This is a genomic window from Brevundimonas sp. FV1ye28 (assembly GCF_058681135.1).
On the sequence record NZ_CM178731.1, the window covers coordinates 2,206,089 to 2,225,351 of the forward strand.

General features: G+C 68.1%; 16 protein-coding genes. 7 read left to right on the plus strand and 9 right to left on the minus strand.

Annotation, left to right across the window (positions count from 1 at the left end; genetic code table 11):
• Positions 1-1,077 (minus strand): phenylalanine--tRNA ligase subunit alpha, encoded by a 1,077-nt coding sequence (gene pheS, locus ACW171_RS10810; RefSeq protein ID WP_492093194.1) that lies wholly within the window; start codon positions 1,075-1,077, stop codon positions 1-3.
• 108 nt (positions 1,078-1,185) lie between these two features.
• On the opposite strand from pheS, the gene ACW171_RS10815 reads away from it, so the two are divergent.
• Complete coding sequence (locus ACW171_RS10815; RefSeq protein WP_492093195.1) at positions 1,186-1,578, plus strand: RidA family protein; 393 nt, start codon at positions 1,186-1,188, stop codon at positions 1,576-1,578.
• Positions 1,579-1,581: 3 nt separating this feature from the next.
• Here the strand turns inward: ACW171_RS10815 and ACW171_RS10820 are convergent, their stop codons facing one another.
• The 5 genes from ACW171_RS10820 to ACW171_RS10840 all read right to left on the minus strand — a co-directional run bounded on the left by ACW171_RS10820 (position 1,582) and on the right by ACW171_RS10840 (position 6,820).
• Complete coding sequence (locus ACW171_RS10820; RefSeq protein WP_492093196.1) at positions 1,582-2,598, minus strand: polysaccharide deacetylase family protein; 1,017 nt, start codon at positions 2,596-2,598, stop codon at positions 1,582-1,584.
• 109 nt (positions 2,599-2,707) lie between these two features.
• Positions 2,708-3,061: a 50S ribosomal protein L20 gene (gene rplT, locus ACW171_RS10825; RefSeq protein ID WP_309627258.1), complete on the minus strand. Its 354-nt coding sequence runs from the start codon at positions 3,059-3,061 to the stop codon at positions 2,708-2,710.
• A 113-nt stretch (positions 3,062-3,174) separates the two neighbouring features.
• Positions 3,175-3,372 carry a 50S ribosomal protein L35 gene (gene rpmI / locus ACW171_RS10830; protein WP_003166435.1) on the minus strand — a complete coding sequence of 66 codons (198 nt, stop codon included), beginning with the start codon at positions 3,370-3,372 and terminating at the stop codon, positions 3,175-3,177.
• A 159-nt stretch (positions 3,373-3,531) separates the two neighbouring features.
• Positions 3,532-5,457 carry an alpha/beta hydrolase family protein gene (locus ACW171_RS10835; RefSeq protein WP_492093197.1) on the minus strand — a complete coding sequence of 642 codons (1,926 nt, stop codon included), beginning with the start codon at positions 5,455-5,457 and terminating at the stop codon, positions 3,532-3,534.
• Between the two features lie 97 nt (positions 5,458-5,554).
• Positions 5,555-6,820: an MFS transporter gene (locus ACW171_RS10840; protein WP_492093198.1), complete on the minus strand. Its 1,266-nt coding sequence runs from the start codon at positions 6,818-6,820 to the stop codon at positions 5,555-5,557.
• 168 nt (positions 6,821-6,988) lie between these two features.
• On the opposite strand from ACW171_RS10840, the gene ACW171_RS10845 reads away from it, so the two are divergent.
• A complete protein-coding gene (locus ACW171_RS10845; RefSeq protein WP_492093199.1) occupies positions 6,989-8,596 on the plus strand; it encodes an ATP-binding protein in 1,608 nt (535 codons plus the stop codon).
• A 75-nt stretch (positions 8,597-8,671) separates the two neighbouring features.
• Here the strand turns inward: ACW171_RS10845 and infC are convergent, their stop codons facing one another.
• Positions 8,672-9,193, minus strand: a complete 522-nt coding sequence (infC, locus tag ACW171_RS10850; protein WP_492093200.1) for a translation initiation factor IF-3 — start codon at positions 9,191-9,193, stop codon at positions 8,672-8,674.
• Positions 9,194-9,315: 122 nt separating this feature from the next.
• Positions 9,316-10,275, minus strand: coding sequence for a glycosyltransferase family 9 protein (locus tag ACW171_RS10855; protein ID WP_492093201.1), 960 nt, complete (start codon positions 10,273-10,275; stop codon positions 9,316-9,318).
• A 153-nt stretch (positions 10,276-10,428) separates the two neighbouring features.
• On the opposite strand from ACW171_RS10855, the gene ACW171_RS10860 reads away from it, so the two are divergent.
• Positions 10,429-11,214, plus strand: coding sequence for an alpha/beta fold hydrolase (locus ACW171_RS10860; RefSeq protein ID WP_492093202.1), 786 nt, complete (start codon positions 10,429-10,431; stop codon positions 11,212-11,214).
• Here the strand turns inward: ACW171_RS10860 and ACW171_RS10865 are convergent.
• Complete coding sequence (locus tag ACW171_RS10865; RefSeq protein WP_492093203.1) at positions 11,211-12,572, minus strand: M23 family metallopeptidase; 1,362 nt, start codon at positions 12,570-12,572, stop codon at positions 11,211-11,213. The two genes, ACW171_RS10860 and ACW171_RS10865, sit on opposite strands and share 4 nt — an antisense overlap.
• A 395-nt stretch (positions 12,573-12,967) precedes the next feature.
• Here ACW171_RS10865 and ACW171_RS10870 point away from each other — a divergent pair, with 395 nt between their 5' ends.
• From ACW171_RS10870 to ACW171_RS10885, 4 genes are all read left to right on the plus strand, one after another.
• Positions 12,968-16,144, plus strand: a complete 3,177-nt coding sequence (locus ACW171_RS10870; protein ID WP_492093204.1) for an intermembrane phospholipid transport protein YdbH family protein — start codon at positions 12,968-12,970, stop codon at positions 16,142-16,144.
• Between the two features lie 76 nt (positions 16,145-16,220).
• A complete protein-coding gene (locus ACW171_RS10875; RefSeq protein ID WP_492093206.1) occupies positions 16,221-16,418 on the plus strand; it encodes a YnbE family lipoprotein in 198 nt (65 codons plus the stop codon).
• The gene (locus tag ACW171_RS10880) at positions 16,418-16,795 is read left to right on the plus strand and encodes a YdbL family probable chaperone protein (protein ID WP_492093207.1); all 378 of its coding nucleotides are present in this window, start codon (positions 16,418-16,420) and stop codon (positions 16,793-16,795) included. The genes ACW171_RS10875 and ACW171_RS10880 overlap by 1 nt, the downstream gene beginning before the upstream one ends.
• Positions 16,796-17,009: 214 nt before the next feature.
• A complete protein-coding gene (locus ACW171_RS10885) occupies positions 17,010-19,058 on the plus strand; it encodes an OPT family oligopeptide transporter (protein WP_492093208.1) in 2,049 nt (682 codons plus the stop codon).
• Positions 19,059-19,263: the final 205 nt, after the last annotated feature.

Here is a 19,263-nt window from a genome sequence, read left to right on the forward strand (position 1 = left end):
TCAGCTCAGGCCGGAGGCCGGGTTGGGGGCGGCGAAGGCCGAGAAGCCGTAGTGGGCCAGCCAGCGGATATCGGCCTCGAACATGGGGCGCAGGTCGGGCACGCCGTATTTCAGCATGGCCATGCGATCGACACCCATGCCGAAGGCGAAGCCCTGCCACTCGTCCGGGTCGATGCCCGACTGGCGCAGCACATTGGGGTGGACCATGCCGCAGCCCAGGATCTCCAGCCAGTCGTCGCCTTCGTTGAGCACCAGCTTGCCGCCCGAGCGATCGCAGCGGATGTCCATCTCGGCCGAGGGTTCGGTGAAGGGGAAATGGTGCGGGCGGAAGCGGGCGTCGACGCCGTCCAGCTCGAAGAAGCGGGCGACGAAGGTTTCCAGGGTCGTCTTCAGGTGACCCATGTGGATGTCCTTGCCGATCACCAGACCCTCGATCTGGTGGAACATCGGAGTGTGGGTGGCGTCCGAATCCTTACGGAAGGTGCGGCCCGGCGCGATGATGCGGATCGGCGGCGACTGCGACAGCATGGTCCGGATCTGCACCGGCGAGGTGTGGGTGCGCAGGACCTTGCGCTCGCCCGTCTCCGGGTCGGGCTTCAGGAAGAAGGTGTCGTGCATCTCCCGCGCCGGATGCTTGGGCGGGAAGTTCAGGGCCGTGAAGTTGTGGAAGTCGTCCTCGATGTCCGGCCCTTCGGCGACGGCGAACCCCATCTCGGCGAACAGGGCGATCATCTCGTCCATGACCTGCATGGTCGGGTGGACCCCGCCCTTGCGACGCGGCCGCGCGGGGAGCGTCAGGTCGACCTTCTCGGACAGCAGGCGGGCGTCCAGTTCGGCGGCTTCGAGCTCGGCCTTCCTGTCGGCGATGGCGGCGGCGACCCGGTCGCGCAGGCCGTTGATCATCGGCCCCTGTTCGCGACGCTCGTCGGGGCTCATGGCGCCCATGCCCTTGAGCAGTCCCGAGACGGTCCCGGTCTTGCCGAGCGCGGCGACCCGCACGGCCTCGACCTCGGCGACGGTGGTCGCGGAGCCGATGGCGTTGATCAGTTCGAGTTCGAGGGTCGCGAGATCGGTCATGGTGCGGACCGTCTAGCGGCTGATGCGCGCTGCAAAAAGCCCCGAGCAGGTTTTCATCGCCGATCCGGCGCCCATCTGAAGCGCTCCCCCCGCTTTCGGATGCCTCCCATGACCCAGCGCGACGCCGTCTTCCCCGCCAAGCCCCATGCCCTCTATGAGCAGCATCGTTACTCGCCGGCGATCCGGTCGGGCGACCTGCTGTTCGTCTCGGGCCAGGTCGGCGCTCGCGAGGACGGATCGCCCGAGCCCGATCTGGCGGCCCAGGTGCAGCTGGCCTTCGACAACCTGAACGCCACGCTGAAGGCGGCGGGAGCAGACTTCACTGACGTGGTCGACGTGACCCTGTTCATGATCGACCCGGACGCGATCTTCGAGACCGTCTGGCCGGTGCTCGGCGCCAACTGGGGCGAGAAGCCCTATCCGAACATCACGGCCGTGGGCGTGACCTGGCTGGCCGGCTTCCAGTTCGAGATCAAGGTCATCGCCCGCATCCCGGCCTGAGGTTTAAGGGCGGGCGGGTCCCGCCGAGACGGCCCCTTCAATGGCGAGGGTCGCGGCGAGTTGCTCGACCGTCCCCTCGTTGGCCGCGACGATCCAGGCCGGCGGGTCCGGCTCCCAGCGGATCGGACGCCCGTCGGTCTGGGTCCAGCGATGCAGCCACGAGATGCCGTTGCGCCGCACATAGGTGTCGGCGTGGCTGTAGATCGGGTCTGCCAACGCCTGGTCCAGGGTGACGAAGCCATAGCCGCGCGCGCGGAACAGGGCGTCGATCCGGGGATACCAGTCGCGGTTCAGGCTGTTGGCATGCAGCAACAGGACCTGCGCCGGTTCGCGACCGCCCGTGATCTCGGCGCTGTAGGGCTCGAAATGGTCGAGCACCGTGGTCATGAAGGCGACATAGGCTTCGCCCACCCGCCGTTTCAGGGCTTCGTCGCCGAGCCGGTCGGCCTTGCGGTAGACGTCGGCGAACATCCAGTCGACGTTGTCGATCGTGACCGGAGCGACGATATAGCCGCGCTCTGCCAGACCCGCGACGATGGCGTCGTGCTTCTCCTGGGTGTCGCCGGTGAAGAGATACGGATGACGGAAGTAGCGCAGGCTGCGATCACGCGCTTCCAGCACCGCACGGATCGGAGGCGCGCCCGCATCGACGTCGGCCATATAGGCCTCGACCGTGTTCGAATGGATGTTGATGTGGTTGGCGGTGTGGTTGCCGAGATCGATGCCCGCATCCAGCCAGGCGTTGAGGATTTCCGGTAGCAGGGTCGCGGCTTGCGCCTCGCAGACCTTGCCCGCATTGACGAAGGCCGTCGCATGGCTGTCGAGCGGCTCCAGCATGGCGAGGAAATCGCGGGTCAGGGCCATGGCCTGGACCGGGTCGCACAGGGCCTCGGCCGAGGCCTGATACGGCAGATCGTCGAAGGTGACGGCGACGGTTCGGGCCAAAGTCGGAGTTTGGGCCGCGACCGGCCCGGCCATCAGGACGGCGCACAGGCCGAGGATCAGGCGTCTCAGGATCATTGGGCGCACTCCGGATAGGCAGCGATCCCTAGCGCGCTCCGGCGCAAACGAAAACGCCCGCCCCGGGGTCCGGGACGAGCGTTTCGAAAGTTTCAGACCTTGAGGGGTCTTACTTCAGGGCTTCGCGCACCTTGGCGGCGATGTCCGAGAAGCCGACGCCGTCCATGGCGATCGCGGCCAGGACCTTGCGGTCCAGCTCGATGCCGGCCTTGGACAGGCCGTGGATGAACTGCGAGTAGGTGAAGCCTTCCTGACGGGCGGCGGCGTTGATGCGCTGGATCCACAGGGCGCGGAAGTTACGCTTGTTCGTGCGACGGTCGCGATAGGCGTATTGCCCGGCGCGGTCGACGGCGGCCTTGGCCGTGCGGATGGTGTTCTTGCGGCGACCCGAGAAGCCCTTGGCCTGTTCGAGAACCTTCTTGTGACGGGCGTGCGAGACGACGCCCCTTTTTACGCGAGCCATTCTGTATTTCCTTCGGAAGGGTCCCTACCGCGCGCGCCGCGGGCGCTTGCTACTTGAGGGACGCCTGATTTCAAATTCGAGCGATGAAGTGTGGGTCTGCTGCCGAACTACGCTTACGCGTAGGGCATGTAGGACTTGATCTTCTTGGCGTCGGCGTCGGCCATGACCGAGGTGCCGCGGTTCTGGCGGATGTATTTGGAGTTGTGGCTGATCAAGCGGTGACGCTTGCCCGCAACACCGGCCTTGACCTTGCCCGTCGCGGTGAATTTGAAGCGCTTCTTGGCGCCCGACTTCGTCTTAAGCTTCGGCATTTTCTCTCTCTGTCTTTGAGAGGGCTACCGCCTATCGGCTACTTGAGCCCATGGGAGGTAACCCCGATTAAGAACCGCCCAGGCATGCCTGTTAGCCCGGCGGTTCGGTACGCGAAGGCGCGGCTAGTAGGGGAACCGGCGCGCAAAGGCAAGCAGAGTCTAGTCCGGCGGGTTGTTCGCCTCCAGGAAGGCGACCGTCTCGGACAGCATCTGCTGGCGCGTGGCGGCAGTGGACAGGAAGTGGTCCTCGCCCTCCAGGGCGACAAGGCGCGCCCGGCCGCCCATGGCCCTCGCCATGAGCTCGCTCTGGGCGAAGGGCACGACGGTGTCGTTGCGGCCGTGGATCAACAGGATCGGCCCCAGCACATTGGCAGCCTGACGCGCCGGCGAATAGGCGTCCAGGCTCGCGTCGTCGACCCCGCTCGCCCCCATGAACCGGCGCCAGTAGCGGATCGAGGCGTTGGCGTCGCCACGGGCGCCCTGGCGCTCTTCTTCCTGCAGCATGGCGCGCAGATCCGAGACCCCTGCGATCGAGACCGCACAGCGATAGACGCCCGGCTCCAGCGCCATGCCGGCCAGGGCGACGTAGCCGCCGTAGCTCCCGCCGACGACGCAGACGCGCGTCGGATCGATCGTGCCCCGCTCGGCGAGGAAACGGACGCCGTCCGAGACGTCGCTCTGCATCTTGCGCCCCCATTGACCGTATCCGGCCTCGAGCCACTCGACCCCGAGGCCGCTCGAGCCGCGGAACTGGGGCTGGAACACCGCGTAGCCGCGCGAAGCCAGGGCCTGGGCCCAGTAGTCGAACCCGGCCGTGTCACGCGACGCCGGTCCGCCGTGCGGCAGGGCGATCAGAGGCAGGTCCTGGGCGTCGCGGCCGGGCGGCAGGGTCAGATAGCCGAACAGCTGCATGCCGTCGGCCGCCTGATAGTTGACCACCCGGACTTCGGCGACGTTCTGGCCCGCAATGGCGGGGTAGGCCTTGCCGATCAGGGAGACCCGCCGGGCGGCGACGTCGAACTGGAAGTAGGACCCGGGCTCTCCGGTGCCCTCCATGTAGAAGACGATGATGTTGAAGTCGTCGCTGTAGGACGAAAGATACAGCTGACGGCCGGGCAGTGAGATCTTCAGCAGCGCCCAGGCCTGCGCCAGGACCGGGTTGAAGAACTCATAGTCCTGATAACGGGCCATGAAGCCGACGCCGACCATCGCGCCCTCCCTGTCCCGATAGATCCGGTTCGGGGTCGGGCCGAGATCGCCGCGCTCGGATCCGTCCGCGAGCGAGATTTCCCTCATGCGCCACTGACCGTCCACCTGCTCGCCCACGGCGATGGTGTCGGTCGACCGGCCGAAGCCGTAGAGACCGGGCTCGTCCAGCAGGGCGATGACGGCGTGGACATCCCGCCAGCCGCCGCCGCTGCGCGCCGAGGCCCGCCAGCGACCGTTCTCGGAGTTATAGGCCAGTCTTGCGGGGACCGACCCGTCGCGGCCCACGATATAGCCCCGGGTGTCGCTGTCGCCCTGGGCATGCCGCCGGCCCCGGCCGGTGTCCAGATCGATGCGGTAGAGGTCGAAAGTGAAAAGGCCCGGCGCCTCGGTCACGGCTTCCGCGAATAGCACCGGCTCTCCGCCGTAGACACCGCCGCGCCAGTTGAAGATCGCGTTGAAGGCCCGATGGTCTGCACCGTTCAGGGCGCGCACGACCCGGCGGTTGCGCACATTGACGATGTCCAGAACCTGAACCTCGGTCCGCGTGGCGAAGAAGCGCATCTTCTCCGTCGCGGCGGAGGCGATGACGATATGATCCGGCGATATCCACGAGACCCCGCGCACGCGACGATCCGAGGTGTCGACCGTCACCAGCGCCTCTCCCGTTCGCGACTGGGCCACCACTTCGGACTGGTCTCCCTGGTGGCGAACATAGACGAAGCTGAGACCGTCCGGGGAGACGTCGACGCTATTGATGGCGGGCAGGGCGCCATAGGCGCTGAGGGCGGGCGGGGCCGGGGTCTGCGCCCGCAGCACCGACGGCGACGTGCCGATACACAGGACGGTGGCCAGACAGGCGATCAGTCGAACGAACATGGGACTCGCCGAAAACTCCGCGACCGCGATGATCGCACCGCCTCGACCCTATACGGAGACGACCCTGGGGATCAACGACGGTTCAACCTTCGATTGCTCACCCTCGTCGCAACGCCCGTCCGGCGTTGATCGCGATGATCGCCGCCGGAACGGTCAGGGCCGCGCCGACCAGGAAGGGCCAGTCGTGGCCGAGGCCCGAGAACAGGGCGCCGGCGACCAGGGGGCCGAAGATCCGCGCGATCGAGCCCGTGGCCATGTTCAGCCCCAGCATGGCGCCCTGGCGATCCGGCGGGGTGGCGCGCGAGATCATGGCCGAGATGTTGGGCATGGCCATCGACATGCCGCAGGCCCCGAGGGCCATGATGATCGGAATGCTCCAGCCCTGGACGATCGGCAGGGTGAAGGTGCCGAGATCCAGCGACACGGCCGGAAACCAGGCGACGGGGGCCAGGACCTGGAGCACCAGGGAGGCGCCGAACAGCAGCATGCCGGTGGCCAGCACCCGGGTCTCGCCGAACCGCCGGGCCAGCCTGCCGGTGAAAACGCCCTGGTTCAGGGCCGAGACGATGCCGACGATCATGAAGCTGAGCCCCACCTCGCGCGCGCCCCAGGCGTAGCGATCCTCAGCCCAGAGGCCGAACACGCTCTCCATCGCCGAGAAGCCGGCCATATAGATGAGGGTGACCAGAAGCACCCGCGACACCACCGGGTCGGCGCGGGCGTCGTGCAGGCCAGACATGAAGCCGGGACGCGCCACGGCCGGATCGGCCTTGGCCCGGCTCTCCTTCAGGAAGACCACGACGCCGACGGCGGCCAGCGCCGCAAGCGCCGAGGCGACGAAGATCGGCAACTGGTAACCGAGATGCCCCAGCTGCGGCTGGGTCAGGATGCCGCCGAGACCGGGCCCGACGATGAAGCCCATGCCGAAGGCCGCGCCGATCATCCCCATCCGCCCGGCCCGCTCGGCCGGTGGCGTGACGTCGGCGACATAGCCCTGGACCGTCGAGATGTTTCCGGCGCCGAGGCCGGTGAACAGCCGCACCGCGACCGCCAGCCAGATATTCGGCACGAAGGCCAGGGCCAGATAGCCGACGGCATTGGAGACCAGGGTGATCAGGAGGACGGGTTTACGACCGATCCGGTCCGACAGCCGGCCCCAGAAGGGTTCGGCGAAGAACTGGCCCAACGAATAGGCCGAGAACATCACGGTGATCTGCCACGGCTCGGCGTCCAGGCTCTGGGCGAAGAAGGGCAGCAGCGGCACCACGAGGCCGAACCCGACCAGGTTGATGAAGACGATCAGGAACAGCATCGCCAGGGCCGGCGCCTTGGGTTTGGAGACGGAGGCGTTCGTGTCGGTCATGGTGCCTTCTAGCCGAGGCGGAGCCGCGCGGCGAGACACCTCCGTCTACGCAGGGAGAGCCATCCTTGTACGGATGTTTGTCGTTGAAAACGCAGCAAAAAATTCAAGAACGGCAAAGCCTGTATTAAGCACCGGCCGCTATCGCTCCCGTCCAGTTCAGGAGAGTTCATGGCCCGGATCGGCGAATATGTGGATGCGGTGGAGCCGGTCTCTCCCGATACCCTGGGCTCGGTGGTGTTCGACCGCTTCCAGGACGAGCCGAACACCCTGGCCATCGCCGTGGTCGATGCCGAACGGCGGCCGCTGGGCCTGATCGAACGCAACGCCTTCACCCTGAAGATGGCCGCCGAGTTCGGCCGCGCCCTGTATGCCCGCAGGCCGGTGTCCAGCCTGATGGACCCGAACCCGCCCTTCGCCGAGGCCTCCGCCGGCGCCGAGACCTTCTTCGCGGCCATCGACGCCGCCGAGATGAACACCCTGCTGCGCGGCTTCATCGTGGTCGAGGACGGCCGCTATGTCGGCGTCGGCGCAGGGGTGCAGATCCTGCGCGCGGGTTCGGCCCTTTATCGCGCCCGTGCCGAGGAGATGGGACTGCTGGCCCGCAACCTGGCGGTGGCAGAGGCCGAGGCCCAGGCCTCCAGCCGCGCCAAGTCCGAGTTCCTGGCGGTGATGAGCCATGAAATCCGCACGCCGTTGAACGGCGTCCTGGGCGTGGCCGGTCTGTTGCAGAGGAAGCTCCAGCAGGAGGATTTGCGGCCCTATGTCGACACCATTCTCGATTCCGGCCAGACCCTGCTGCGGCTGCTGACCGACGCGCTCGACATGTCGCGAGCCTCGGCCGGCATACTGACCCTTGATCCTGCGCCACTGCACATCGATGAGGTCGGGGCCGACCTGAAGGCGCTGTGGGCGCCGCGCGCAGAGGAGAAGGGGCTGGCCCTGACGATCATCTGCGACACCGCCGGGCACGACTGGGTCATGGCCGACGGGATGCGGGTCAAACAGCTGCTCAATAATCTGATCGGCAACGCGCTGAAGTTCACCCAGAGCGGCGAGGTGGTGGTGACCCTGAGCACAGGCTGGGTCGACGGCGCTGTGCGGCTGACGGCCGTGGTCGAGGATACGGGCCCCGGGGTTCCGGAGGGTGCGGCGGCGACCATATTCGAGCCCTTCAACACCGGCCAGGCGGGCCGCGAAGGCGCCGGAGCCGGCCTGGGCTTGGCCATCTGTCGTCAGATCGTGGACCGAATGGAGGGGACGATCGGTCTGGACCGTTCGCCCCGGGGCGGGGCGCGGTTCTATTTCACGCTCGACCTGACTTGCTGCGGGCCGGAAATGCGCGCGGCGACCGAAGTCGTGGTCGATCCGACGCCGCACGAGACCCTGCATGTGCTGGTCGCCGACGACAATCCAGCCAACCGCTTCGTCGCCTCCAACCTGCTGGAGATGTTCGGCTGCACCAGCGAGGTGGTGGAGGACGGAGCTCAGGCGCTGGAGGCGGCGAGCCTGCGGCCGTTCGACCTGATCCTGATGGACATCAAGATGCCGGTCATGGACGGGGTCGCCGCAACCCGCGCCATCCGCCGCCTGCCCGGACGGGCCGGCCGCACGCCGATCCTGGCCCTGACCGCCAACGCCGACGATCGCGATGCGGCCGAGTACACCGCCGCCGGCATGAACGGGGTCGCCCAGAAACCCATCCAGCCGAACGCCCTGCTGAACGCCATCAGATTGGCGCTGGGATCCGAAGCGATGACCGAGGCCGAAGCGGCCTGAACGCAAAACGCCCCGGGCGATGCCGGGGCGTTTCATCCTTGGTCGGCTGTCGCGCAGTCGCGCTGAGGCCTGTCGTTACTTCGGCGCCAGGATCATGATCATCTGGCGGCCTTCCATACGCGGGGCGTATTCGACCTTGGCGATCTCGTCGAAGTCTTCCTGGACCTTGTTGAGCAGTTTCATGCCCAGTTCCGGGTGAGCCATTTCCCGGCCACGGAAGCGCAGGGTGACTTTCACCTTGTCGCCTTCGTCGAAGAAGCGGTGCATCGCCTTGGTCTTCACCTCGTAGTCGTGGGTGTCGATGTTGGGACGAAGCTTGATCTCTTTCAGCTCGACGACCTTCTGGCGCTTGCGGGCCTCGGCCTTCTTCTTCTGCTCCTGGAAGCGGAATTTGCCGTAGTCGAGGATCTTGGCGACGGGCGGCTCCGACGTCGAGACGATCTGAACCAGATCCATGCCCGCCTCCTCGGCGGCCTCCAGCGCGGCCGAGGTCGGCATGACCCCCTGTTTCTCGCCGTTCTGATCGATGAGCAGAACGCGCGGCGCGCGGATATCTTGGTTCATGGGGGGGCCGTCCTTGGTGGGCGGCTGGTTCATCGGACGGCGAATGGGCGTCGTTTCCTTGTGTTTCTGAACGTCTTGAGGTCTAGCAAGGGTCAGCGCGCGGCTTCGCCCCGCGTTCCCCAAGGCGGGCTATATGCGCCCGAAACGCCCGTTCTTCAAGGCTTAGCGGTGCCGGGCGTCCCGATCCAGGCGTCATGGAGCGCGATCACGGCCTCGAAGACACGCTCGGTCGTCAGGGCCTCGATGGGGGCGAACTCGCCCCGCACCGGGTTGGAGGCGGCGATCGCGGTGCGCGGCCCGCGCGGGCCGTAGAGCCACCATTCGGTCGGGCCGAACAGGCCCAGCGTCGGCTTTCCGGCGGCGGCGGCCACATGCATCAGGCCGGAATCATTGCCCACGAACAGGGCCGCGCGGTCGATGGCGGCGGCTGAGGCCAGGATGTCCCCCTTGCCGACGAAGTCGATGGCCAAAGGTCCGGCGGCCTGGAGCGCCGGTGTCGCGGGCGGGCGGTCGCCAGGCCCGCCGACGGGCATGAAACGCCAACCGGCGAAGCGGGGTTCGGCCTTCAGCCTCTCGACCAGCTCGCCCCAGCGATCGGCAGGCCAGCTCTTGCCCGGCTGGTGGGCGATGGGGGCCAAGGCGATGATGGGACCGGGGGCGGTCGCCAGCGCAGGATCGATGATCGCGGCGGCCTCGGCGCGGGCGCGGTCGTCGATGAAGAGTTCGGGCTCGAGCGGAGCCGGCGCGCCCATCAACCGGGTCACCATGTCGACCTTGGCCAGGCCCGTCTCGTGGCTGCGGTTGTAGACGATGCGGCGATCCGCCTTCAGCAGATAGGCGAGCGCCGAGCCGCGGATGTCGATCACCAGGGCCCAATGGGTCCCGACGACCTGACGCCACAGGTCGAGCCAGTGGCCGGCCGCCTTCTTCTTGTCGAGCACGATGACCCGTTCCACGCCGGGTGCCGAGCGGAAGAAGGGCGCGGGCGGGCGCCCCGATGCGACGGTGATCTCCGCGCCGGGGATCTGACGGCTGATCTCGCGGATAACGCCCGACGAAATGACGCAGTCGCCGATACGGTTGGAGGTGACGAACAGGACCTTGTTGGACGGCACGCGGTTTCGCTTTCTCTGATTTTCTTCACCGTGCACCCCGGCCCACGGGTCTGGCCAGCGCCAGCCCGAGGATAAACTTCGGACCGGGGTCCAGATGGAAGACACCGGCGACGAAGGCAAGAAAGTCGTCGTTCGAACCCAGAGTTCTGTCTCGTGATCTGGACCCCGGCCTTCGCCGGGGTGCACGGTGGTGGAATGAGCGAAATACAATCTCTGACCCGTCCCGACGGCGAAACCATCGCCTACCGCCGCATCGTCGGCAGCGACCCGACCGTGGTCTGGATCGGCGGGTTCCGGTCGGACATGGAGGGAACCAAGGCCCTGGCGTTGGAGGCCGCCGCGATCGAACGCGGCTGGTCCTACGTCCGGTATGACCATTTCGCCCACGGTCAGTCGTCAGGCGACTGGCGTCAGGCCACGATCGGTCGCTGGCGCGAAGACGCCATCGGCCTGATCGACATGCTGGAGGGGCCGGTCATACCGGTGGGGTCGTCGATGGGCGGATGGGTCGCCCTGCTGCTGGCGCTGGCGCGGCCCGAGCGGATGCAGGGCCTGACCCTGATCAATCCGGCCCAGGATTTCACCGAGCGGCTGATGTGGCCGTCCCTCCCCGACCATGTGCGCCAGTCGATCCTGCGCGATGGCGAGGCCCTGATGGTCGAGGAAGGGCTGGGAGAATATGTGCTGACGCGGCGGATGTTCGAGGAGGCGCGCGACTGGCTCTTGCTCGATGGGCCGGTCGAGATCGCGGCTCCGGTTCACATCCTGCAAGGCCGGGCCGACGAGACGGTGCCGCAGGCGCATGCCCTGGCCCTGGCCGAGCGTCTGACGGGAGGCGACGTGACCCTGGACCTCATCGAGGGCGGCGATCATCGTCTGTCGACGCCGCGCGACCTGGCGCGACTGGTCGAGACGGTGGAGGAGCTGAGAGGCCTTTAGGTCGCGCGCGCGGCCGGACGCAGGCCTTCGACGCTGGCCTGAAGCACCGTCGGACGACGCTCTCCGCCGGCGGCGATGATCCTGTCGATGCGGGCCTTCTCGGCGCGGAAGGCGACGAGGTTGGCGCCTTCGAGGATGTTGGATTCATCCACGCGGACACTGGACGGATTGATCCGCTGGCCGTTGCGCCAGAGTTCGTAGTGCAGGTGCGGTCCGGTCGAGGCGCCGGTCGAACCGACATAGGCCACGACCTGGCCCTGCGAGACACGCTGGCCGGCGCGAATGCCCGAGCCATAGCGCGAGAGGTGTCCGTAGCCCGACTCGAGGCCTCCGGCGTGGCGGATGCGCAGCCAGTTGCCGTACCCGCCCCAGCGACGAGCCTCGACCACGACGCCGTCCGAAGGCGCGACGACCGGCGTGCCGGTGCCGGCCGCGAAGTCGATGCCCTGGTGCATCTTGCGATAGCCCGAGATCGGGTGGGTCCGGAAACCGAAGGACGACGAGACCCGGAAACCGCGATCCAGAGGCGTGCGCATCATCGAGGAACGCATGTTCTTGCCCGAGGCGTCGAAATACTGGACTTCGCGGGCGCCGGCGGGCTGGAAGCGATAGAAGACCACGCCCTTGAGTTCGGCGTACAGCAGGTCGCCCGTGTCCACGGTGCGGCCGTTCTCGGTGACCGAGCGATCGAAGACCAGGGTGAACTCGTCGGCGGCGCGGACGTCGCGGTCCAGGTCGAGCTTGTGGGCGAACAGCTGAGTCGCACGGCGGCGAACGGAGGCGTCCGCGCCCATGCGCTGGGCCGTGGCCGAGAGCGAACCGCGAACCTCGGATTTCAGGACGACGGTCTCGTGGGTGACGCGCTCTTCCAGAGCCCGCAGGCGCAGGGCGCCGTCGAAGCTGCGCGACACGGTCAGTTGGCTGGCCGGGCCGGTGCGCATCGTCAGGCCGATCAGGCGGGCGTCGCCCCGGCCGCCGCGCGGACGGGCGATCGCGGTCTCGAACTTCAGGCCCGCGCGCATCTGCGACACGTCGAAGGCGTTGGAGATGGTGGCGGCGACGGCCGAGGCGTCGGCGGCGCCGATGCCGGTGCGGCGGACGGCCTGTTCGAAGGTCTCGCCGCGACGGATCTGGACGGGAATGGCTTCGGGCGCGGTCAGACCGGCGGGAGTCCCCGCAGCGTCGAAGGCGCGGGCCTCAAGCGAAGCGATCTCAAGGGCGGTCAGTTCGGGAACGACTTCGGCCTGCGCGGGTTGGTAGACGCGGCCTGCAAGCATGGCCACCGTCACCGCGGCGGCTGCGGTCAGGAGATGCGGGGCAAAGCGCATCGGCTGACGTCGCGGATCGAACTGGGCCATCGGTCCCCGGCATATAACGACGCCAAGCGGCGCCCAATCACACTGAAAGCAAGGATCGCGCCCAAGTCCCCCCGGTCACGAAGCGCGTTCTATACCTTCTGCATCCCATCATGGGAAGACGGGTCGTTACAAATGATTAACCCCAGTGAAGCTTCTCGGTAATTGGAGGCGCATTTGGGTATTCCGACAGGTCTCGGGACAGTCTATCGCCAAGCTATGGTCGCCTGTGCTGTCGTTCCTGAATCACTGCGAGGCGCTCGCAGCGCCCGCTTCACTCTAAGTGACCCTGGCGCCACTGATTGTGGCGCGTTGGCAACGGCCGTTCCACGTTGCGACACCTTGGCGATGCTCACGCGACCAGCGGTCCAGATCCGGCACGGCGACGGGGTGAAGGCGTGAGCGCGACCGCAGCCGAGAAAGGTCGCGGGGCCGGGCGCCGCCTGTTGCGGATCGCCGGCGTCGGTCTGGGCGTCGCGCTCGTCCTGCTGTCGCTGGTTGTTGCGCTCACTTGGCTGAACCGTCGGGCGGCCGCGCGCGAAGTCCTGGTCGGCTGGCTGGACCAGCGCGGGATAGAGGCCGATGTCGAGATCGAACGACTGGAGCTGAACGGCTTCGTCGGCCGCGTCCGCATCGGCGACGAACGCAATCCCGATGTGACCATCGAGCGGGTCGAGGTCGATTATGCCCTGGGTCTGCCCTGGTCCTCGACCGGCCTGGGTGTGACGCCCAGCCGTATCCGGCTGGTGCGACCCGTGGCGCGGGCGATCTGGAAGGACGGCAGGCTGTCGTTCGGATCGCTCGATCCGCTGATCGAGGAATTCACCGGTCAGCCGCCGCGTCCCGACAGTCGAGGCCCCGTCGTCATCGTCGAGACCGGCCGCCTCAGGCTCGATACCGAATACGGCCCCCTGTCCCTGCTGGCCGATGCGCGGGTGGACGACGGCAAGCTGATGCGTCTGGCGGCCAGGATGCCAGCCGCCGCCTTGAAGAGCGGAGAGATCGAAGCCCGCGGGCTGCGCGGATCGCTGGACCTGACCACCACCGGCGACCGGGTGGCGGTGCGGGTCGATCTGGGCGCCGAGGCCTTTGCGGCGCCGGGTCTGGACGGGGACGGCGCGCGTCTGTCGGGGACCGCCGACCTGCCCTACCCCGACTTCAAGACGCGGCGCGGCGATGGCCGGGCTGTCGTCGACCTGGCCCTGTCCGGCGACCGGCTGGCGGTGGGGCAGGCGTCGGCGACCGGGGCGGTTCTGACCCTGGCGGCGAACGGACAGACCAGCGGCTGGATCGAGACCCTGGTCTTCAACGGGGCGGCGACGACGCGGCTGCGGGCCGCGAGCCTCACCGCGCCCGGCCTGAGCGCCCGGTCGGCGGATGTCTCCGCGACGCAGGCCAGGGTGGCCTTGCTGCGCCGGACCGACGGCTTCGACTGGAGCGTGGAAGGTCCGGCCCGACTGACCGCCGCGTCCGGCCGCGCCGGCGACCTGATCCTGACCGATGCGAACCTGACCTCCTCCCGCCTGGCGCTGAGCGGCACCGGCGGCGGCATCGAGGCGAGCGGCGCGCTTCAGGCCCGACTGGCGCGCGCGGCCTTCGACACCCTGCGACTAGACCAGACCACCGGACGGTTCGATCTCGACTTCGCCTCGGGGCGTCGTGACGCGCTGATTCTGACCGGGTCGCTGGCTTCGACGCGTGGGGCGTGGCCGCTGTTCGGGCCGATCACCAACGACGACGTGCCGGAGCTGGCGGAGATGAAGCGGGCGCTCGGCACCTTCGCGCTCGACGTTCCGGCCCTGCGCCTGACCAGCGGCGAAGCCGGGATGGCGCTGACCCTGCCCCGGGCCGCGCGACTGACCCCCGCCAACGGCGGCGCCCTGACGATCAATCCGGTGGCCACGCCGATCTTCGCCGCCCGGCCGGGCGAGCGGGGGGGCGGCGCGCTGAACGTCGTCGCCTCACGCGGCCAGGGCCTGCCCGAGGCGACCTTCGCCGTCCCGAACTGGAGACTGACCGCCGGAGGGTTCGAGGCCACGCTGGACGGGCGAGCGTCCCTCGACTTCGGTCTGGCGCGTGGCCTGAACGTGCGGACGCGAGGCGTCTTGGCCACCAATGCCGGACGCCTGACCTACACCGCCTCCGACTGCCTGACCTTCACGGCCGAGCGGCTGGAGCTGGACGCCAACGACGTCATGGACCTGTCCGGCGGCCTTTGCGCTTCGGGCGGACCGCTGGTGGTCTCGCAGGACGGCCGCTGGCGCGCGGGCGGGCGGCTCACCGATGTGAAGGCCTCGGCCCCCTTCCTGGCCATGACCTTCGACGCGATCCAGGGCACGGCGTTCGCCACCGGCTCGAAAGCCGGTCTCGGGCTGGAAGCGACCATCGCCTCGGCCAATGTCGAGGACGCCACCCGCCCGCGCCGGTTCAACCCGCTGACCGCTTCAGGCACGGCGCGACTGGCCGACGAACAATGGAGCGGCGTCTTCGACCTGGCCCGCAACGACATCGTGCTCGGTCAGCTGACCCTGGCCCACAACGGCCTGACCGGAGAGGGCGGCATCGTCATCGACGCTCCGTCGCTGGTCTTCGCCGAAGACGGCCTCCAGCCAGCCGACCTCAGCCCGCTGGCCGCCGACTTCGTCCAGTCACCCGCGACCGGTTCGGCCTCGTTCAACGGCCGCCTGAACTGGAACAACGACCCGAACGCCGGGACCAGCTCGGGCCGCCTCGTCATCCCGGGCCTCGACTTCACCAGCCCGGCGGGCGCTGTAAAGGGCCTGTCGGGCACGATCGAGTTCACCAACCTCGCCCCCCTGACCACCGCCCCGGACCAGACCCTGCGCATCGCGACGCTGGAATCGATCGACGACTTCACCGACCTGGACGTCACCTTCTCGCTCGACAAGGCGGCGCTGATGGTCGCGGGCGGAGACATCCAGGCGGCGGGCGGGACGGTCAGCGTCGAGCCCTTCTCCGTGCCCCTGGACCAACGGCCCTTCTCGGGCGTCATCGTGCTGGACCGGGTGCAACTCGGCGACCTGATCGCGGGCTCCGGCTTCGGCGACCGGGTCAAGCTGGACGCCGTGGTGTCGGGCCGCCTGCCGTTCACCTCCGATCCGGAGACGGGCGTGCGGATCGTGGGCGGAACCCTCTACGCCGCCCAGCCGGGACGTCTGTCGATCGCGCGCGAGGCCCTGTCGGACCTGCAGGCCGGCGGCGGCGGCGAGGTGCCGCCCAATACGGTCGAGGACCTGGCCTATCAGGCGATGGAGAACCTGGCCTTCGAGACCCTGACCGCCGACGTGGACAGTGCCGACGGAGGCCGCCTCGGTGTTCGCTTCCATATCGTCGGCCGCCATGACCCGCCTCAGCGTCAGGAGCTGCGCCTGACCCTGGCCGAGTTGATCAGCCGCGAGTTCCTGAACCGGACCCTGCTCCTTCCATCCGGAACGGGCATCGACCTGACGCTGGATACGACCCTGAACCTGAACCAGCTGGTCTCGGACCTCCTGGCCGTCAATCGAGCGCGCAACGGCGATCCCGATCCCCAAGCTGAAGAGGAACAGCCTTGACCGTTCAGAGCCCGTTCACGCGACAGGGCGCATCCCCTGTGCCAGTGAGAGCGTTGAAGACCCCGGAGACCACCCGATGACCCCACCATCCTCCCGCGCCGTCCACCTCGGACTGTTGGCCCTTGCGGCGTCCGCCATGCTGGGCGCCTGCACCCCGACGATCCGGCTGGAGGTCGCGCCGATCCAGATCTACGCAAAGCTCGACGCCGACGTGCGCGTGCGGCTGGATCAGGAACTGCAGAACCTGCTCGCCGAAAACCCCAATCTCTTCTGATGGAAAAAACCCCCGCCATGACCTTCCGCAAGCTGTTCGTTCTGGGCGCCGCCGTCGTGGCTCTGGGCGTCGCCGCCGGAGCCACCTTCGCTCAGACCCCCGCCCAGAAGTCGCTGATCGACGCGGCCAAGGCGCAAGGCGTCGTCGGCGAGCAGGCCGATGGCTACCTGGGCATCCGCACCACGGCCGATCCGGCGCTGCAGACCGCCGTCAACGTGACCAACAGCGCCCGTCGCCAGGTCTACGCCGCCTCAGCCGCCGATGTCGGCACCTCCACCGAGGTCGCCGCCGCCCGGATGTTCGAGGCCCAGCTTCTGCCGCGTATTTCCTCGGGCCAGTGGTACCGCAACGCCTCGGGCCAGTGGGTTCAGCGCTGACCTGATTTCCGCTCATCCCCGCGAAAGCGGGGACCCAGTGTTTTTGTGACGCACAGTGCTTGGGACTGCCGTCAGAGCATGACCGGTGCCGATGATCGCCGACAGAACTGGGTCCCCGCCTTCGCGGGGATGAGCGGACGGAGGCTTTCCGCCTCCTTGTTGCTAGCGGCGCCGTTTCGGGATTAGGTCTGCGGTTCTTCGAGGGGACCGCCTGATGACCGATACGCCCGCCGCCGCGCCCAAGAAGCGCGTCGAACTCACGATCCGCGCCCTGATCCTGGGCTGTCTGCTGGCGGTCGTCTTCACTGCGGCCAACACCTATCTGGGCCTGAAGGTCGGACTGACCTTTGCCTCGGCCATTCCGGCGGCGGTCATCTCCATGGCCATCCTCAGGGCCTTCAAGACCTCCACCATCTGGGAGAACATGACCGTCCAGACCGTCGCCTCGGTCGGCGGGGCCATGAGCTCGATCATCTTCGTCCTGCCGGGCCTGGTTATGGTCGGCTGGTGGCTGGAGTTCCCGTTCTGGGAATCGGTGCTGATCTGCGTGTTCGGCGGCATCCTGGGCGTCACCTTCTCGATCCCGCTGCGCCGCGCCCTCGTCGTCGAGGCCCAGCTGCCCTACCCCGAGGGCGTCGCCGCCGCCGAGGTCCTGACCGTCGGTTCGCGCGGCGCCGAACAGACCGAAAGCGCCGTGCGCGAGAACAAGGCCGGGCTGATGGTCGTCGTCGTCGGCGCGATCGTCTCGGCGGGTTACGCCCTGCTCGTGGCCGGCCGGGTGTTCGCGGCGGAAGCGGCCAGGTTCGTCAAACTGCCCGCGTCGCTGGGCGGCGGGGCGACCGGCATGGGCTTCGGTCTGCAGTTCGCCCTGCTCGGCGCCGGTCACCTGATCGGCCTGACCGTGGGTCTGGCCCAGTTGTTCGGCCTGATCGTCGCCTGGTTCATCTTCGTGCCGATCATGACCTCTCCCGACTTCGTGGCCTGGCTGGCGTCGCACGGCGTCGCTTCCATCGCCTCCACCCTCCCCGTCGGTGCCTCGGCCGAGGAACTCGCCGTCACCGTGTGGAGGAACGAGGTCCGCTTCATGGGGGCGGGCGTCATCGGTGTCGCCGCCATCTGGACCCTGATCAAGCTGGCCGGTCCGCTGATCGGCGGGCTGACCTCCGCCCTGTCCGCCAACGCCCGCCGCAACTCCGGCGAGGTCCTGGACCGCACCGAACAGGACATCCCGATCAATATCGTCGCCGGTCTGTCGGTCGCCTGCCTGATCGGCATCGGCGGCATCCTGGCCTGGTTCGCGCAGGGCAACCCGACCCTGGCCGGGTCGACGGCCCTGCTGGTCGCGGGCGGCCTGATCTACGTCGTCTTCATCGGTTTCGCGGTGGCCGCCATCTGCGGCTACATGGCCGGTCTGATCGGCTCGTCGAACAGCCCGGTGTCGGGCGTCGGCATCCTGGCCATCGTCATCGCCTCGGTCCTGATGCTGGGCGTCCTGGCCCTCGCCGGCCTGCCCGCAGATCCGTCGGTCGTGGCCTTCGCCCTGATCGTCACGGCGGTGGTCTTCGCCGTCGCCGTCATCGCCAACGACAACCTGCAGGACCTCAAGACCGGCCAGCTGGTCGAGGCCACGCCTTGGCGCCAGCAAGCCGCCCTGATGGTCGGCGTGGTCGCCGGCGCCATCGTCATTCCCCTGATCCTGAACCTTCTGAACCAGGCCTTCGGCTTCGAGGGCGGGCCCAAGGGCATCGCCGACGAGCCCCTCGCTGCCCCTCAGGCCACCCTGATCTCGGCCCTGGCGCGCGGCGTCATCGGCGGCGACCTGCGCTGGGACCTGATCGGCGTCGGTGCGGTGATCGGCGTGGTCGTCATCGTTCTGGACATGGTCCTGAACGCCTCGACCAAGGGCAAGGTGAAGTTGCCTCCCCTCGCCGTCGGCATCGGCTTCTATCTGCCGGCCGCCGTGACCACCATGCTGGTCATCGGGGCGATCGCGGGTTGGGTCTACGACCGCGCGATCAAGACGACCCGCTTCGCCGACGTCGGCCGTCGCATGGGCGTCCTGTTGGCCTCGGGTCTGATCGTGGGCGAGAGCCTGTTCCTGGTCATGACGGCCGGGGTCATCGTCGGCACCGGCAATGACGCGCCCTTCGCCATGCTGCCCGAGGGTTCGACCTTCCCGGCCATGACGGCGGCCATCATAGCCTTCGCCGTCCTCGTCGTCGCCCTCTACGCCTGGGTACGCAGCCGGTCGGCGAAGGTCTAGTCTCCGGTCCCTGTCGTCCCGGACGCCGCGTCGATCCGGAATGACGGGCTCGCGGTCGCCCCGAACGGCGGTCAGCGAGCATCGCATTGTCAAACCGTCGCCATCTTGGGTCGCTATGGCCTTTCGCGCGTCCAGCCTGTATGAGGCGCGCGCTCCCCGCATGACGCCCTAACGAGCGGCCCCCGCATCCTGTCGGCCGCCTATT

Coding starts and splice junctions, on each gene's coding strand:
- ACW171_RS10835 (WP_492093197.1), bottom strand. CDS start 5,457: ATGTTCGTTCGACTGATCGCCTGTCTGGCCACCGTCCTGTGTATCGGC.
- ACW171_RS10880 (WP_492093207.1), top strand. CDS start 16,418: ATGGAAAAAACCCCCGCCATGACCTTCCGCAAGCTGTTCGTTCTGGGC.
- pheS (WP_492093194.1), bottom strand. CDS start 1,077: ATGACCGATCTCGCGACCCTCGAACTCGAACTGATCAACGCCATCGGC.
- rplT (WP_309627258.1), bottom strand. CDS start 3,061: ATGGCTCGCGTAAAAAGGGGCGTCGTCTCGCACGCCCGTCACAAGAAG.
- ACW171_RS10885 (WP_492093208.1), top strand. CDS start 17,010: ATGACCGATACGCCCGCCGCCGCGCCCAAGAAGCGCGTCGAACTCACG.
- ACW171_RS10840 (WP_492093198.1), bottom strand. CDS start 6,820: ATGACCGACACGAACGCCTCCGTCTCCAAACCCAAGGCGCCGGCCCTG.
- rpmI (WP_003166435.1), bottom strand. CDS start 3,372: ATGCCGAAGCTTAAGACGAAGTCGGGCGCCAAGAAGCGCTTCAAATTC.
- ACW171_RS10820 (WP_492093196.1), bottom strand. CDS start 2,598: ATGATCCTGAGACGCCTGATCCTCGGCCTGTGCGCCGTCCTGATGGCC.
- infC (WP_492093200.1), bottom strand. CDS start 9,193: ATGAACCAGCCGCCCACCAAGGACGGCCCCCCCATGAACCAAGATATC.
- ACW171_RS10815 (WP_492093195.1), top strand. CDS start 1,186: ATGACCCAGCGCGACGCCGTCTTCCCCGCCAAGCCCCATGCCCTCTAT.
- ACW171_RS10865 (WP_492093203.1), bottom strand. CDS start 12,572: ATGGCCCAGTTCGATCCGCGACGTCAGCCGATGCGCTTTGCCCCGCAT.
- ACW171_RS10875 (WP_492093206.1), top strand. CDS start 16,221: ATGACCCCACCATCCTCCCGCGCCGTCCACCTCGGACTGTTGGCCCTT.
- ACW171_RS10845 (WP_492093199.1), top strand. CDS start 6,989: ATGGCCCGGATCGGCGAATATGTGGATGCGGTGGAGCCGGTCTCTCCC.